At 47.6% G+C, this 15,297-nt stretch carries 16 protein-coding genes; 3 read left to right on the plus strand and 13 right to left on the minus strand.

Going from position 1 to position 15,297, the window contains the following annotated elements:
* Positions 1 to 12 precede the first annotated feature (12 nt).
* From BM202_RS13495 to lysM, 8 genes are all read right to left on the minus strand, one after another.
* Positions 13 to 1,332, minus strand: a complete 1,320-nt coding sequence (locus tag BM202_RS13495) for an alpha-L-fucosidase (protein WP_394333790.1) — start codon at positions 1,330 to 1,332, stop codon at positions 13 to 15.
* Positions 1,333 to 1,395: 63 nt separating this feature from the next.
* On the minus strand, positions 1,396 to 2,565 hold the full coding sequence (locus BM202_RS13500) for a glycoside hydrolase family 88/105 protein (RefSeq protein ID WP_245776657.1): 1,170 nt from the start codon (positions 2,563 to 2,565) through the stop codon (positions 1,396 to 1,398).
* 79 nt (positions 2,566 to 2,644) lie between these two features.
* Entirely contained in the window at positions 2,645 to 3,730 is a 1,086-nt protein-coding gene (locus BM202_RS13505) for a M20 family metallo-hydrolase (protein WP_093826850.1), read from the minus strand.
* 212 nt (positions 3,731 to 3,942) lie between these two features.
* The gene (locus BM202_RS13510; RefSeq protein WP_093827266.1) at positions 3,943 to 4,380 is read right to left on the minus strand and encodes an OsmC family peroxiredoxin; all 438 of its coding nucleotides are present in this window, start codon (positions 4,378 to 4,380) and stop codon (positions 3,943 to 3,945) included.
* Between the two features lie 88 nt (positions 4,381 to 4,468).
* Entirely contained in the window at positions 4,469 to 5,353 is an 885-nt protein-coding gene (locus BM202_RS13515) for a S1 family peptidase (RefSeq protein WP_093826852.1), read from the minus strand.
* 99 nt (positions 5,354 to 5,452) lie between these two features.
* The gene (locus BM202_RS13520) at positions 5,453 to 5,719 is read right to left on the minus strand and encodes a hypothetical protein (RefSeq protein WP_093826855.1); all 267 of its coding nucleotides are present in this window, start codon (positions 5,717 to 5,719) and stop codon (positions 5,453 to 5,455) included.
* Positions 5,720 to 5,805: 86 nt separating this feature from the next.
* Positions 5,806 to 6,717: a DUF937 domain-containing protein gene (locus tag BM202_RS13525; RefSeq protein WP_093826857.1), complete on the minus strand. Its 912-nt coding sequence runs from the start codon at positions 6,715 to 6,717 to the stop codon at positions 5,806 to 5,808.
* Positions 6,718 to 6,883: 166 nt separating this feature from the next.
* A complete protein-coding gene (gene lysM, locus BM202_RS13530) occupies positions 6,884 to 7,348 on the minus strand; it encodes a peptidoglycan-binding protein LysM (protein ID WP_093826859.1) in 465 nt (154 codons plus the stop codon).
* Positions 7,349 to 7,570: 222 nt separating this feature from the next.
* On the opposite strand from lysM, the gene BM202_RS13535 reads away from it, so the two are divergent.
* Both BM202_RS13535 and BM202_RS13540 read left to right on the plus strand, forming a co-directional pair.
* Positions 7,571 to 8,941 (plus strand): SGNH/GDSL hydrolase family protein, encoded by a 1,371-nt coding sequence (locus BM202_RS13535; protein WP_093826861.1) that lies wholly within the window; start codon positions 7,571 to 7,573, stop codon positions 8,939 to 8,941.
* A gap of 9 nt (positions 8,942 to 8,950) precedes the next feature.
* Positions 8,951 to 9,763: an outer membrane beta-barrel protein gene (locus BM202_RS13540; RefSeq protein ID WP_093826863.1), complete on the plus strand. Its 813-nt coding sequence runs from the start codon at positions 8,951 to 8,953 to the stop codon at positions 9,761 to 9,763.
* Between the two features lie 67 nt (positions 9,764 to 9,830).
* On the opposite strand, the gene BM202_RS13545 is transcribed toward BM202_RS13540, so the two are convergent.
* Positions 9,831 to 10,184: a winged helix-turn-helix transcriptional regulator gene (locus BM202_RS13545; protein WP_093826865.1), complete on the minus strand. Its 354-nt coding sequence runs from the start codon at positions 10,182 to 10,184 to the stop codon at positions 9,831 to 9,833.
* A gap of 327 nt (positions 10,185 to 10,511) precedes the next feature.
* Between BM202_RS13545 and miaA the strand changes: the two genes are divergently transcribed.
* A complete protein-coding gene (gene miaA / locus BM202_RS13550) occupies positions 10,512 to 11,399 on the plus strand; it encodes a tRNA (adenosine(37)-N6)-dimethylallyltransferase MiaA (RefSeq protein ID WP_093826866.1) in 888 nt (295 codons plus the stop codon).
* Positions 11,400 to 11,458: 59 nt separating this feature from the next.
* Here the strand turns inward: miaA and BM202_RS13555 are convergent, their stop codons facing one another.
* The 4 genes from BM202_RS13555 to BM202_RS13570 all read right to left on the minus strand — a co-directional run bounded on the left by BM202_RS13555 (position 11,459) and on the right by BM202_RS13570 (position 15,254).
* The gene (locus tag BM202_RS13555; protein ID WP_093826868.1) at positions 11,459 to 11,752 is read right to left on the minus strand and encodes a rhodanese-like domain-containing protein; all 294 of its coding nucleotides are present in this window, start codon (positions 11,750 to 11,752) and stop codon (positions 11,459 to 11,461) included.
* A gap of 88 nt (positions 11,753 to 11,840) precedes the next feature.
* On the minus strand, positions 11,841 to 13,709 hold the full coding sequence (locus BM202_RS13560) for a T9SS type A sorting domain-containing protein (protein WP_093826870.1): 1,869 nt from the start codon (positions 13,707 to 13,709) through the stop codon (positions 11,841 to 11,843).
* 22 nt (positions 13,710 to 13,731) lie between these two features.
* On the minus strand, positions 13,732 to 14,508 hold the full coding sequence (locus BM202_RS13565; protein ID WP_093826872.1) for a PASTA domain-containing protein: 777 nt from the start codon (positions 14,506 to 14,508) through the stop codon (positions 13,732 to 13,734).
* A gap of 140 nt (positions 14,509 to 14,648) precedes the next feature.
* Entirely contained in the window at positions 14,649 to 15,254 is a 606-nt protein-coding gene (locus tag BM202_RS13570; protein WP_093826876.1) for a riboflavin synthase, read from the minus strand.
* Between the last annotated feature and the right edge of the window lie 43 nt (positions 15,255 to 15,297).

Raw genomic sequence — 15,297 nt, forward strand, 5'->3', positions numbered from 1 at the left:
GCGTTTTTAATATCATTCACCTTCCCGTGCAGACGCCTTGAATACACCCACTTCGGCCAACTCAACTGGCCCGTTGGTGTTGGTTAACGTCAGGCGAATCCGGTTGCTCTGAACAGCAGGAAAACGCAACAGTCGCTTATAACCCACTGTTGTGAATGTTTGAAGTGACTTCCAGTTGGTACCGTCCCAGTATTCAACCCGTCCGCTGGCAACACGCTGACCGTTAGCAATATTTTCCTGAATGGAAATTCGGTCGAAGGATTGCTCGGCGCCCAAATCAATGGTCAAGGGTTGATTGGCGGGTAAGGTTGTGAACGTAGCGAGTTGTTTATCTGTCAACTTTGGCTGTTTAGTAACGAGGTTTTTCTTAAATGTCTCGTCCAGAATGCTCCGAAATTCGTGCAGGCTGGCAATATCCGGTTCAGAAAATAATCCCTCCCGATTAGGCGGTACGTTCAGCAGTAATAAACTATTCCGGCCAACCGACTGATAATACAGATTCACTAAATTCTTCGCCGACCGCACTTTCGTATCCTCAGCGGCATGATAAAACCAGCCTGGCCGAATCGATACGTCGGTTTCAGCTGGAACCCATTGCTTACCGGTGGCGTCACCCCGATTAAGGTATTTGGAGTCAGCTTTGCCGGGGGCAAGTCCCTCCGTATTAATGGTTGACCAGCAGGTTTCACCCGCGTTACCCGCTTCGTTACCCACCCAGCGCACATCGGGGCCAGCATCCGAAAACATAACGGCATTTGGCTGCAACTGGCGAACCAGCGCCCAGTAACCGGCAAAGTCATAAGTCATATCTTTGGCATTCTCGCCTTTCGCTCCATCGAACCAAACCTCCGAAATAGGCCCGTAATTCGTTAACAATTCGCGAAGCTGGCTCTTGTAATAGTCATTGTAGGACGACGTACCGTAGCGCGGTTCATGACGATCCCAGGGGGACAGATACACGCCAAACCTTAGTCCAAATTCGCGGCAGGCATCGGCTACTTCACGTACTACGTCCCCCTTACCGTTCTTCCACGGGCTGTTCTTTACCGAGTGTTCCGTCATCTTCGACGGCCACAAACAGAAACCATCGTGGTGTTTCGCCGTGATGATTGCCATTTTGAATCCCGCATCTTTCAACGCCTTGATCCACTGTCGGGCATCAAGTTTGGTAGGGTTAAAAATTGCCGGACTCTCGGTGCCATCACCCCACTCCTTGTCGGTAAAGGTGTTAACCGTGAAATGCAGGAAAGCCGTGGTTTCCTGCGATTGCCAGGCTAATTGGCGGGGCGCAGGTCGAACTGGACTAGTGCTCGATTGAGCGTGGAGCAACATAGAGGTTAACAAACTGGCAACCAGGAAAATAGACTTCATAGAGATAAGATGAATTACGCTTAATTAAGGCTTCAGCTTGATGATTTGCGAACCAGCCAGCAGAAAGGCGCCAGTGCCGTAAACCTCCCAGCTATCTTCACTGAAATTACGTCTAGGATCACCTCCAATGGGCTGCACCCACCCTACCCGGCCTTCGGGCGACACCAGCTTCGTTAGCGCTATCCAGGATTTTTCAACGGCGGGTTGATACGTCTTCTTGGCCAGAATACCCTGATTGATGCCCCACGCTAATGCATAGCAATCAAAACCAGAACCACTGGCTTCACCACCCGGATAGGCAGCCGGGTCCAGCAAACTGGCCCGCCATAATCCATCGGCTTGCTGAAGCGCCAGCAGGCGTTCGCTCATCTGCCGGAATAGCATCAGGTAAAAAGGTCGGCTTGGGTGCTTGACCGGAAGTTCTTCCAACACACGTACCAGTCCGCCCATGACCCAGCCATTGCCCCGCGACCAGAAAATTTTCTGGCCATTCGACTCTTTCTTCCCGGCACCCGTTGCATCCAGGAGGTAGTTGGCATCGCGTGCAAAAAGATGCTCCTGCTGGCTATACAACAGTGTGTAGGTTTGTCTGAAAAGCGAATCAGAAAACATGTTGTAGGTCGGATTATTCAACGTAGCACTCAGTTTGGCCAGAACCGGCGGAGCCATGAACAACGCATCGCACCACCACCAGGTCAGTCCGTGTTTTTCCAGTTCCTTTCCCGGTACCGTTTGCATTTTTCGCACACTGTCAATGGTCGGCTGAATCATCTGACGATCCTTTTTGAGCCGGTATAAATCAATGTATGTCTGGCAAATGGCAATATCGTCCGCATGGTCAAATCGGGCACCGGGACGCCACTTGTTCCGCTCGCCCATCGCCATCAATGAGTCGAGGATTAGTGGCGATTTAGTTGTTTCATAAGCCGCAAAAACGCCGGCATAGAAGGCCCCATTTGTCCAGTCGGTTGGACTGTGTTTGGGGTGCTCAAGTTGCCATTTGGTTGCTTTCAGCAAGGCCGTTTTTATATACCCTGTTGAAAAGACCTCGTCGCGCATTACGTGCCGACGTGATTGATGAGTTCTCCGCTCGTTGTGTTTCGGTATATCACCAAACCCAGTTTCGGCGACTACCGACAAACCAATTAATAAAGCAAATGTGATCTGTAACCCCTTTATTTTCCGATAGTTCATTTTTTGAAAAGAAAATCCACGGCGCTACATACTTGAATTGACTGAATGGAACGGATAAATACGCGCATCAGACGGTCAATCACAAAATCTGTTCAAGCATCTGGATATACCCCTCTACGCCCTCGCTGATTTCTCGTAGATAGATGAACTCATCAGCTGAATGCGACCGGCTCGAATGGCCCGGACCGCACTTGAGCGAAGGACAATTCAATACGGCCTGATCGGACGTAGTAGGCGAACCATAGGTGTGACGACCTAGTGCAAGGCCAGCCTGCACAATGGGGTGATCGACAGGAATAGAAGATGGTTTTAACCGAATTGAGCGCGGTTTCACTTCCGACTGGAGGTTGGTTCGAAGAGTTTCAACGATCTCTTCAAGGGTGTACTGTTCCGTCACACGTACGTCGATCGTGAACGTACAGGCGTCAGGCACTACGTTATGTTGCGTACCCGCATTGATGATCGTTACCGATAATTTGACCGGTCCCAGTGTGGGCGATACTTTCGGAAACTGATACGTAGTGAGCCAATTAATATCCCGAATGGCTTTGTAAATAGCGTTCTCGCCCTCATCGCGGGCAGCATGGCCACTAACGCCGTGGGCCGTACAGTCAATGACAAGCAGCCCTTTTTCGGCAATGGCCAGTTGCATTTCGGTAGGTTCGCCAACAATGGCAAAACTGATTGGTGGCAATTCGGGCAACAAAAGTTCCAGTCCATCGCGGCCAGAAATTTCTTCTTCAGCCGAAGCGGCCATGACGATGTTGTAAGCCATGTCGGGCCGGTCATAAAAGAAAACAAACGTAGCAATCAGTGAAACCAGGCAACCACCGGCATCATTACTACCCAGGCCAAACAATTTGTCGTCGTGTTCAATTGGTTCAAACGGGTCGAGTGTCCAGGACTTATTGGGTTTCACCGTATCATGGTGCGAGTTCAGCAGCAGCGTCAGTTTTTCGGGATCGAAATAACGATTTTTAGCCCAGATGTTGTTCTTCAGCCGATCGAATGGAATCTGTTTCTCCTGAAAAAATGCTTCGATTATCTCAGCGGTACGGTCTTCCTCCCGGCTGAACGACGGTGTTGAAATAAGTCGTTTGAGCAAGGCAAGCGCATCAGCCGAAAGGGCCGTTTGGGACAAGGTTGGAACGTTTAATTCAGCCATACGGAATAGTGTTGACGGCTCAAAGATACAGTAACATGCATTGCTTGTGCCCGAATCTCTAATGAAATCCTGATACAAGCAAACGGAGGTTATGTATGTTTCTATAACATAACAACCTCCGTTTGCTTGAACATTATCCCTTAAAACTGAACCTCGACTGTGCTACGTTCTGAATACAGTTTCCCGAAATTCTTCGCCGGGTATTTTACTCGTTAATTCTCTAACGTAGCGGTTTTTGTTACCTGGATGCTGGGATTAAGCGCCCTTGAAATAACACACATTTTAGCCGCATTTTCCGCAACCTCTTCAAATTGTTCAGCCGTCATACCCGGCACTTTACCTTTGATTTGTAAGTCCACCGCCGTTACCGACAGCGTATCGGTATCCAATGTAAGCGTGGCTGCGACGCTCAATTCATCGGGGGTAAAACCAGCTTGGGCCATAGTGGCGCTAGTGGCCATAGCGTAGCATCCTGCATGGGCAGCCGCTAGCAGTTCTTCGGGGTTAGTACCCGCTTTACCATCTTCGCTAACGAGTCTGGTTTTGAATGAGTACGCGGTATTGTCTAACGCACCACTGAACGACGACATCGTGCCGGTTCCCTCTTGTAAGCCACCTTTCCAGACAGCTGAAGCTCTACGTTTTAACATATTTGTGTAGTGAATGCGCGTTAATGGCATCCGTTTAGTTAACCTACAAAGCTTGCGAAGGGTTTATGCCTACCCATCTGGTACCGGTTTATGCTTCGGTGTAAGGAACGCCTTTTTCCCGTAAGAATGCCTTAATGACGTCAACGTGAACGCACTGCCCTACATTGAGAAAAGGATAGTTCGACACGCGGCTTTTGCGTCCATTGACCAATACTTCATGATCCACGATATCGAAGCCGAGATGCAAGTGGCGCGTAGCCGACTGCATCCCATAAATAAGGCCCTTCATGTCGAACAAGGGGCCGCCACTTTGTCCCCGTAAGCCGGGGGTGCTCATTTCAATACCATTTACTGTGTTCGCTTCAGCCATTAACCGCGTTACAATACCATCGATAGGGAAGCTTGGCGACGTAACACGACCCGTTGTTGTCCACTCAATATCATCGGTGGCGGAGTTGTAGCGAAAGTTCGTAAACTCAGGAAAGGGATAACCCAGTCGGCATAAACTTCGACCCGGTTTTATCCGACTACTGTCGCCCAGGAATGTAGCATGCGATCGGTATAATATTCGATTAAAGCCTTCGAAACGTAGCAGGGCCAGGTCCTGTGTCGGATGTTTATCAATGGTCAGTTTCTGAAATTGATCCACACAACCAATAAAGTTGTTTCTTACCCGAATGATCGTATCAGCACTAAGCTTGAATTTGACCTCCAGTTTGCTGATAAGATGGGCTGCATTTTGCTCGCGCAATACGTCCCGGCGAGCGCCCTGAAACTCGCGATAATTATGGTAGATGGGATCACTTTGAGCGATCAGTTCGGCTACGTGTTTGCACGTAATGGCGCACCCCTCCTGATTTACAAAAAAAAGAGTAGCCGTCCCGGGAACAACCTCACTATGGCCATAAAGCCGAACAATAGAGTGCATGGGACGGGTAAACGAATCAACGCGTTCAATGGCGTCAACAAACATATGTAGAGATTGAGAATCGCCAAAAGGCGGTAAGTAAGCCTGCAAGTTAACCAATACCAACAAACTTACTCACCGGTCAATCCCCGCTCTAGCGACGAATTATTTGTTTTTAGGCCTCACTTTTACTTCAGCCGGAACAACGGCCCCACGATCGCCACTATCAGGTGGGGCTTGTTCAGGCGCATTCAGGTTATTATTCGTCGTATCGCCTTGTCGACCAAATACAGAGCTGTCGCTGGCTGCTGTGGTCGTTTCAGTACTCGCTTCTTTCTTTTTGCCGGAACAACTTCCAAACGTTAAACTTGAGCCGATGAAAAAACTTATCAGTAACCAGGAACGGACGGAACTTGCACGATTGTGTATCATGATTTGTAGAAGGTTGTACTACAATAAACTGAGTCGATCAGAATCTATCCTCCGACAAGAGTATTTAGTAATGTAATGGTAACGTATTACCTATTAAGCTTTGACGAATCGCGGATACCGAGTGGACCGGGCGCCGTTGAATCGACCGGCTGGCCATGAGCGTCCCGAACGCTTTCCTTCGTTGCGGCCGACGTATCTTCAACGGCATTTGATTCAACGCGGGATGTGGAATCAGTACTAACCCCATCAACACCATTCTGATTTTCGCTGCACTTTTGTATGAGCAGACCCAATATCAATACGGCGATAGCGATCATGGCCCAACGAAGCCAACGTACATTTTCATGTCGGCGTTCGCCCTCAGAGCTTTTGGGAATATTAGGATTAACAACCGTTCCGCTAAAATTATCGGTGCCCTGCACCTCCGTTTGTGGGCCAGTAGGTGTCACGAGGTCATCGAAACCAAGCAAACTATCAATTCCACCCAGTCCGTTTGGCAATGCCTGACGAAACTCCGTGGCCTGGCCCAGCAATAAAGTGGTCAGACTCTCCGCAGTAAGCCCTTTTTCCTGTTCCTGCCGACCCAGAACGCCCATCAGCACCGTGCCCGCCAACCCCAGAATGGTTGAGGTAGCCTGCGGTTTTGTACCACTATATACGCTAAGAAGTTCGGTTGTTCGATCGAGTTTATCATCAAAAATGGCTTCCAGAAACGCTCGCCCGGCGGTACTTGTCTTCGCTGTATTCTGGTACGTTTTAATGCCTTGACTGACATCGAGAGGAATTGTACCGTAATTATTTTCATCCAGGAAGTTAATAATTTTCGAGGCACCGCCCGAGGCTTGAACCCGTCGGGTCAGGCCACCTAACAGCGTTGGCAGGCTACCATTGATAACTTTAAGGGTATTGGCAGACGATTCGTTTAGTTCGCCACTAAGCTGATCAACTACTGCGGGCGTGAACTGCTCTTTTAGGTAGGATAATAAATGAACGGCCATGAGTTTTTCGTTGAGTTGGAACCCATTAAACTCGCCATTTGGCCGAATGTTCGTTTTGAGGTTATAGGGTTATAAAGTTAAAAGGGATACAGCGTTCCAACATGCTGCCTCCAGGACCTGCTAATGTTGAAATGCTGTACCCCTTTTACTGTTTATATTTGTGTTTCTACAGTTGCGGAATACGTAGTACCTGATCGGGATAAATCAGGTCAGGATCTTTCAGCATTGGTTTGTTAGCCTCAAAAATTACCCCATATTTCAACGGATCACCGTACACTTCTTTGGCGATTTTGGATAGTGAATCACCCGATTTTACGGTGTAATATTTTCCTTCTGGAGTTGGCTGATCTACTGTTAGCTGATTGTCCACAGCCGAAACGCCCTCTACATTACCAACGGCTAGAGCAATTTTTTCTGAATCTTCCTGCGACTTCACCGAACCAGTTATAGTGACTGTATCGCCTTTCGTCTTAACCGTTAGAGTGTTATAGGCAAGACCTAACTGTTTAACGTGATCAAGCAGGGCCTGTGCCCGAACTGGCTCAACCTTTTCTGCCTCGGCTGGCGCGGCAGGCGCATCGCTATGAAAAATCTTTTCACCCACGCCTTTGAAAAATGATAATAGACCCATTTGTTTAGTAATAGTTTTAATGAAACATTAAATGAAAGGTGGCATATACGCCAACGACTTTAGCAGAAACAACATGCTTAGTTAACGATTGTTTTAGAACCTCCCATTATGACCTGTTAAGTTTTACGCAGAAAGGCCAATTAGGTCACACAAAAAGCAATACTTTTACGTTCTTTTTTACAAGTTTATCTATTTTTCCTACAATCAACCTATTACGCTCGAATGCATTTCAACAACAAAATGCGATGGGGGCTGGTGTTGACTACACTAGTTGGCCTGGTCGCCTGTACGAATAATGACGTTGACCCTAATGCTGTCAGTGGTGAAACACCCAGCAAAGGAAATGCCGATTTCACTAAATACGTAGCCGTAGGCAACTCATTAACAGCCGGTTTCTCCAATGGGAATGCACTGGGTGGCGGTTTGTACCGCGAAGGCCAGCTCAATTCCTACCCGAGTATTCTGGCTGGTCAGTTCAAAACGGTGGGTGGTGGTGATTTTGTGCAGCCTCTTTTTACCGAAGCGCAGGCAGCCGGATCTGGCTATAGCAAACTGATCAAAGTCCCGTCGCTAGCTGATCCAACTAGTCTCATAACGTCAATTGCTCAGGTAGCACCAGCTGCCGTTCGGGGTACAAATTCGGCCGGAAAACCATTATATACCAAGTTCAGCGGTACCAATCAGAACTTAGGTGTTCCGGGAATCAGAGTGGCCGATGTTCTATCGGCGGGCTATGGGTCTCAACAGGGAAATCCTTATTTTGAACGGTTATTACCCGCTACCGACGCGGGTCAAGCTACAACGTATTTTCAATATGTGAGCGACAACCTTACTGGAGCGACTTTCTTCTCCTGTTGGCTGGGCAACAATGACGCGCTGGGCTTTGCTACATCGGGTGGCACGACTCCGCTGACACTATCTGCCTTGTTTACAACCAACTTCGCGGCCATGATGAATAAGTTGACGGAAGGTGGGCGTAAAGGGGTTGTTATCGGCATTCCTAACATTACGACGGCCCCGCTCTTCTCGACGTTAACTATACCCTTAGTACTAGCGCAACTCAACGCGATTTTAAAGCCGACAACACCCCTGACGGCGCTGGTGGTTCAAACAACGGCTGGCGTTCGACCAACGCAGGCAGGCGATTTGCTTTTACTGACCAGTGCGCTGGACTACGCCAACATTGGCAGCACCGCAGTTGGCACGAAAGTTGGTCCATTTGGCTTAAGCGCGACCAATCCGCTACCCAATCAGACGGTGTTGGATGCGGGTGAAGTGGCTGCGCTGAATGCCAGTATCGCCGACTTCAACAATACGATGAAAACACAGGCGGATGCAAAGGGAGCTGCTTATGTTGATCCAAATACTGTTTTGAGCCAGGTAACTTCGGCAAGCGGACTCACGCAAAATGGCATTACTTACAAAGGCGACTTTATTCAGGGGGGCGTGTTCAGCCTGGACGGTATTCACCTGACTCCCGCTGGCTATGCGCTTATGGCCAATGAAATTATCAAAGGAATCAATGCAAAGTATAGCTCAACTATTGCGCCGGTTAATCCCGCCAACTACCGTCGCGTACTGCTACAACCCTAGACCTCACTCATGAAACTTAGTCAACTAGTAGGAACAGCGTTACTTCTGGTAAGCGCATCGGCCAGCATGGCCCAAACAGCGTTGGGAACTCCTCCTGCCCGATCCTTTGAATTTGGCATTAAAGGGGGCGGTACGTTTACGCATGGCTTCACCCATGTTCCGGCTCAATCGATCGGCAGCGTTCAGGTACCCGAATTGGAAAACAAAAACAATGGTATCGGCCTTGGTTATTCAGGTGGATTGTGGGTGCGGAAAAACTTCAGCAACTTTTTCATACAGGCTGACGTAACCTACAATCGTTTCGTATTGAAACAAAAAACTAATGTTACGCTCGATGTCAATGCGAATCCACTTATTGCCAATGCCCTGCCTATCAGTGTGCAGCCCGGCATATTGAACGCCACGCTAAACGCGACCTCAGAATCGATTCTGGAAGCGGTTGACGTTCCCATTCTGATCGGCAAACGCTGGATGGATGGGAAGTTACGTGGCTACGTCGGCCCAAACTTTATTTTTGTTCAGAAGGCTGAAAACAAACGAACTACCAGCGGTTTTCTTAATGCGAATTCTTCTGTTAGTTTTCCACAAACAGATATTCCTACTACTACCAGCTCAACGGATCTGCTGAATAAATATACGGCCCAAAATCTTGAGGTGAAGGATTTTACCTACGCGTTGGAGTTGGGAATAGGTTATACGCCAATTCCATTTCTGGATGTTGACGTGCGCTATGCCGTGCCCGTTGGTGGTGTTTACAAAGATTCGAACATTACAGGATTCCTGGGCATTGCCACGGTTTCACTAGGATTCAAAGTATTTTAAATGAAATGCTGCCCGGAGAATGGATCGTAAGGTACGATCCATTCTCCGGGCAGCATTTCATATTAGGCTATTGGCCATTGGTTGGCGGATCTAAAAAGACTTCGCCAATTGTTGTAAGGTCCAGCAGCGAAGGTAACACTTGCCGCCCTTTCACTGTTAGACGATATTCAACACGAGGAGGAACTTCATTATATGCTTTTTTTTCGACTACACCTAAGCTGGTTAATGCTTTAAGTTCCTGAATTAAAACCTTTTCACTCACGTCAGGAATCATCCGTCGTAGTTCACCATACCGACGGGCTTCATTACCTAACTGATAAATGATATGTAATCTCCATTTCCCGCTAATAATATCTAACGTTTTTTTGAGTGCTATCTGCTTGGATTCAGACGACTCCAGATTACTTACTTTTTCGTTCATATTGACATTAAAAGGCTAACCTTTAGGTGTGTAGTTTATTGATTAAAAGAGACTTATAGAATATGGACAAATATAGTTCTTACTCTACCTTAAAGACACTATTTTGTGGAACATATAAATACCAGAATTTTTGTAATATTTTATTGATCAACAAAAAAAAATTGTGATTGTTTATAAGCGTTTTGCACTTATCAGCACTGGTCTCGTCTTCACAAAAACTGCCCTCTGTCAACCTTATTTCGACAGTACAGAACGAAAATCAGTATCTGCTATATTAATTTTTAACGCAAACGCATTTGCTGAACAGTAACTTATCCAATTTACTACTTGAAAACATTACTTATTGTGGCTGGCCCTACGGCTGTTGGAAAAACTGCTCTGTGCGTCAGGCTTGCAAAGTCACTTAAAACGGATGTGGTTTCAGCCGATTCAAGGCAGCTATACCGTGAACTTAGTATCGGGACAGCCAAACCTACGCCTGTTGAAATGGACGGCGTACGGCATTATTTTATTGATTCCCATACGATTACGGACTCCGTAAACGCCGGACGATATGAGCGCGAATGCCTTGCCTTACTGGATATATTATTTCAGTCAAACGACGTAGTGATTCTGTCGGGAGGAACGGGCCTATATATAAACGCGGTTTGCTTCGGTTTGGATGCTATTCCTCCAATTAGCCCCTCTCTTCGGGAAAATCTGTTTATCCGGTTACAACAGGAAGGGTTGGAATCGCTTCAAAATGAGTTACGCCAGCTTGACCCAGTTTATGCTCAGACCGCCGATTTGAAGAATCCGATTCGGGTAACAAGAGCGCTGGAAGTGTGCCTGACCTCAGGGCAGCCCTATTCGTCGTTTCGGCGACAGCAACCTGCCGAACGACCATTTCGATCGGTGATGGTTTCGCTCGAGCGGCCGCGTGAGGAATTATATACGCGTATAGACACCCGTATGGATGCTATGCTGGAGGCCGGGTTAGTTGACGAAGTACAATCACTCCTATCCTACCGCCATTTGCCAGCTTTACAAACGGTTGGCTATCAGGAAGTATTTCCGTACCTGGACGGTACATATGATTATGAGGAAATGGTCCGTTTGTTGAAACGTAACTCTCGTCGCTACGCAAAACGGCAACTTACCTGGTTTCGAAATCAGGGGAATTACCAGTGGGTCGGCCCAGATGAAGACGAGAGGATTTTAAATTGTATGATATAGGATGTATGCTATATCGTTTACCGGTCAGTTACATCATACATCCTGTATCATACAGCTTTCTACTGCGCCCGGTAGGCTAACATGCCGCCAATAACATTGCGGACATTATTGAATCCATTCTGCTCCAGAATCTGCTGAGCCATGCCGCTACGTTTACCCGACCGGCAGTGAACGATAACTTCTTCATCCTGTAAGCCATCCAGTTCATCTAAGCGATAGGATAAATCGCCAAGCGGAATGAGTGTAGCACCAATGTTGTCGTCTTCGTATTCGTTCGGTTCACGAACATCGAACAGATTCAGTTTTTCGCCTTTATCGAGCCGCTCTTTTAGCTCCTGTACGGTAATGTCCATAAGTAAGTAGTCAATAGTTGTTAGTTGATCAGGGTTGGTCAATCGTAACGTAGCCTAACGTTTACTCATTAACAACCAACCAAAATAATTAATGCTGAATAATCAATTTCTGTACCACCGTTCGCTGGTCTGCCCAAAATCGAAGTAGATAAAAGCCATCGGGCAAATAACTCAAATCTGCCGTTTGTTGCCCACGGGCCGGTTCAAGCGAAAGAAGCATTCGTCCGCTACTGTTCATTACCTCTAACCGGGTTAGCCGTGATTCATCCCAGCGAATCAGCCCTGAGGTCGGATTCGGGTATGCCTGCAGGGGAGCTAGTGGGGTAGGTTCCGGGATAGCGGTCACGATTGAGTCGACCTTAGCCCCCATCACCGGACGTAGCAGGAAAGCCCCCTGTACGTTAAGTGATGATGACGCCAGGTTTTGCTCCCAGTTGGTTCCACCATTGTAGAAAATCTGCGCTCCGAACCGGCTATTTTTATCAAACCCCAAGCGCAAATACGTTGTATCACTGCTGCTAACCTGCTGATAGCCAACAAAGAAAGTATCCCTCACCGAAACGTTCTTTGTGAACGGGAATTCGACAAACCCATTCCGATAAGCCGGATATTTTATTGTGAACGATTGTCGGTAAAGAACAGCACCTGGTTTGCCAGCCCTATTGCTATACACATTAATGACAAATGACTGACCAGTTTGATTCGTGGTAAAAGGGATGATACAAGCTCGTACACCCGACATCGCATCGGGCTTGTTGAGAATGAACCGCACGGCAATTTGTTCCTGCTGTCTGATCTGCTGTGCATATTCCCAGGTCCCATCGTCATAAGCATAATAATCAGCCAGAGCGGCTACGGCCGAAATGGTATCGTTCCGGCGAAGGTTGATGCCAGGAATAGACGGATTCTGATCATCCGTCGTCAGAAGATCGAACTTATACCGAAGCATGGCTTTTGTTGCCGAACCGAATCCCGTAACAGGCGCTGGCTTAGCTGATTTCCCCTGCGAACTAAGCGACGGAATGAGTAGCGAGCTTGTCTGCGGATCATTTTGAACAACACGTCCCGACACTTCATCACGTACGGTGAAGTGGAACGTAGTGAAGTTGAAGTTATTGAACAGATTATTGCTATCCGTATTAACTGAATCGGCAGTCTCCGCAGCCGGGTTCATTACGTATTGTGACAGAGGCATGGCCGTATAACGCTTCAAAAAGGGCGTTAGAGCCTGCCGCATCGCCACATCTTTCACAAACCTATCGTTTACTGAACGACCCTTATTCAGGTAGATATAATCGAGATTCCAGGTATCGAATGGCCCTGATACTTTCCCAAATGTTCGAAATCGAAAGGCAAATCCCGCATGAAAATAAGCCGCATCACGGATAGGTACAAATACCTGGAAAAAATTGTTATTGACAATACCGCCGTCTTTTGCCCATACGGTTTTCCAGACGCCCGTCTGGTCCAGGAATTGAAGAGTAAGCGAATCGGCTGCCTGACGGCTCAGCGAATCACCCGGATCGGGCGCTTCTCCAAGCCCTTTAGCCTGCCAGTAAAAACTGATATACACCGAATCTCTGGCTGACAAGCCCGCCATATTAATGGGCAACGATGTCAACGTATCGGTATACCCCTGCGCCAGCGGATTATTCTGCACATAGGGCAAGCCGTTCGCCATCAAGCCATCAAACGAAGCTACATTGACCGTTGGCTGGTTAATAGCCATGGTATTATTGATATAAACACCACTACCAGGTTGCCAGCGGACAGCTTCAGGCCGGTCGAGGCCGGGTTGGCCACTAGCCGTCGAGAAATCTTCGAAAAATGGGAGACTCAGCGGTGTTTGCGCTATGGCTGTTGATGCCAGCAAAATGCAACAAACCAGCAAAAAGCCGCGCAGAAGCCGTTCAGCAAAAGGTACTATATAAGGTTGTTTATGCAAAGTGATTCCCATTTGATCTGGTGCCGAAAGCGATTTATTGATCCGGCTCAATTGGCCCCACAACCCACAAATCCATTGTTTCGCCAACGCGAATACGTTCACCGGAGCGCGGTTCGGGCCGCTGCCGAACAACCGTACCAACTACCTTTTCGGGGTCTTCAACAGAAATAATAGTACCAACCTTCAGGTTAGCCCCCCGAATGGCCAGCTTAGCCTCATCGAGTGGTAAATCTACAACGCTTGGAATCTCAAACATTGTACTTCCCAGGCCATCACCAATTTCAAGATCAATGTTGGCACCTTTGGGCACGGGGTTTCCGGGCTTAATTTCCTTGCCATTATATAGCTGTCTGAGTACAGCATTTTTAGCTACGTCAGGCACATAAATAGGCGGATTCATAGCCAGTCCTAATGACCTTAAATTTAGTTCAGCACTACGTAGTGTCAGATTGACTAACTGAGGCATCTGCACCATTGGTGGTACACGCTTGGTGATTGTTACGTAGATTTTACGGCCCTCTTTTACTTTCGAATTAGCTCTGGGATACTGCTGAATAACTGTCAGCGGAGGTCTTCCAACAACGAACGTGCAATCTTCAACTTCATAACGTAGATCGCGGTCGTTCAACAGATTCTGCATTTCTTCAATACTCTGATTCGTTACGTCGGGCACGGTGATCGTCTGACCGTGGTTGGTTGTAAACGGCAGGTAAACGAAGAAAAACGCCAGAAATAACGCAGTTAGCAAGGCCAGAATAGTGCCAACATGGATCAGCAGGTCAAAAAAGGAGCGGGTGCTGATTTTAGTCATTCGTTTGTAAAATAGTCCTTCATAGTCATCAGCTACTCACTCATTAGCCTGGCGAGTTATCGCTTATCGTAACGAATAACGACCTGATGACTAGGAATGATAACAAAATCTTGTCGGTAAAATTAATGGTTTGTGTGCGGCTACCGATACCCAGCCAGCATTTTTTTAATATACTTTCCCAGAATATCGAACTCCAGATTGACCACATCCCCCGCTTTCAGCTCACGAAAATTAGTGTGCTCATAGGTATAAGGGATGATCGTAACCCGAAAGGTGTCGTGCTGCGAATTAAAAACGGTTAAACTCACGCCATTGATACATATGGACCCTTTTTCGACCGTTACGTTCTGATTTGAGGGCTCGACTTCGAGATTTCCGTACTGAAAATCGTATAGCCAGCTACCGTTCATATCCTGCACGTTGGTGCATATACCCGTCTGATCGACGTGCCCTTGTACGATGTGCCCGTCGAAGCGGCCGTTGGCGGGCATACAGCGTTCGAGGTTCACCCGATCACCAATAGTCAGTTTCCCCAAGTTCGTTTTTTTGAGCGTTTCGTCTACAGCCGTCACTGTATAACTGCCGTCAGCAATACTCGTAACCGTCAGACATACACCATTATGACTCACACTTTGATCAATTTTCAGCTCGGGAGCCAACGACGACTCGATCCGGAAAGTAATATTTGTGCCTTCTTCTTCAATAGCCGATACAAGACCGGTGGTTTCAATAATACCAGTAAACATAAACGTCGTAAGTCGATAGTTTTTAGTCGATAGTCATTAGTCG

Origin of the sequence: Spirosoma endophyticum (assembly GCF_900112365.1) — a bacterium.
Classification (GTDB): Bacteria; Bacteroidota; Bacteroidia; order Cytophagales; family Spirosomataceae; genus Spirosoma; species Spirosoma endophyticum.

Bases quoted from the DNA above. Each gene is read 5' to 3' on its own strand.
- BM202_RS13495 (WP_394333790.1), bottom strand. From the start codon at position 1,332: ATGTTGCTCCACGCTCAATCGAGCACTAGTCCAGTTCGACCTGCGCCC.
- BM202_RS13500 (WP_245776657.1), bottom strand. From the start codon at position 2,565: ATGAACTATCGGAAAATAAAGGGGTTACAGATCACATTTGCTTTATTA.
- BM202_RS13505 (WP_093826850.1), bottom strand. From the start codon at position 3,730: ATGGCTGAATTAAACGTTCCAACCTTGTCCCAAACGGCCCTTTCGGCT.
- BM202_RS13510 (WP_093827266.1), bottom strand. From the start codon at position 4,380: ATGTTAAAACGTAGAGCTTCAGCTGTCTGGAAAGGTGGCTTACAAGAG.
- BM202_RS13515 (WP_093826852.1), bottom strand. From the start codon at position 5,353: ATGTTTGTTGACGCCATTGAACGCGTTGATTCGTTTACCCGTCCCATG.
- BM202_RS13520 (WP_093826855.1), bottom strand. From the start codon at position 5,719: ATGATACACAATCGTGCAAGTTCCGTCCGTTCCTGGTTACTGATAAGT.
- BM202_RS13525 (WP_093826857.1), bottom strand. From the start codon at position 6,717: ATGGCCGTTCATTTATTATCCTACCTAAAAGAGCAGTTCACGCCCGCA.
- lysM (WP_093826859.1), bottom strand. From the start codon at position 7,348: ATGGGTCTATTATCATTTTTCAAAGGCGTGGGTGAAAAGATTTTTCAT.
- BM202_RS13535 (WP_093826861.1), top strand. From the start codon at position 7,571: ATGCATTTCAACAACAAAATGCGATGGGGGCTGGTGTTGACTACACTA.
- BM202_RS13540 (WP_093826863.1), top strand. From the start codon at position 8,951: ATGAAACTTAGTCAACTAGTAGGAACAGCGTTACTTCTGGTAAGCGCA.
- BM202_RS13545 (WP_093826865.1), bottom strand. From the start codon at position 10,184: ATGAACGAAAAAGTAAGTAATCTGGAGTCGTCTGAATCCAAGCAGATA.
- BM202_RS13555 (WP_093826868.1), bottom strand. From the start codon at position 11,752: ATGGACATTACCGTACAGGAGCTAAAAGAGCGGCTCGATAAAGGCGAA.
- BM202_RS13560 (WP_093826870.1), bottom strand. From the start codon at position 13,709: ATGGGAATCACTTTGCATAAACAACCTTATATAGTACCTTTTGCTGAA.
- BM202_RS13565 (WP_093826872.1), bottom strand. From the start codon at position 14,508: ATGACTAAAATCAGCACCCGCTCCTTTTTTGACCTGCTGATCCATGTT.
- BM202_RS13570 (WP_093826876.1), bottom strand. From the start codon at position 15,254: ATGTTTACTGGTATTATTGAAACCACCGGTCTTGTATCGGCTATTGAA.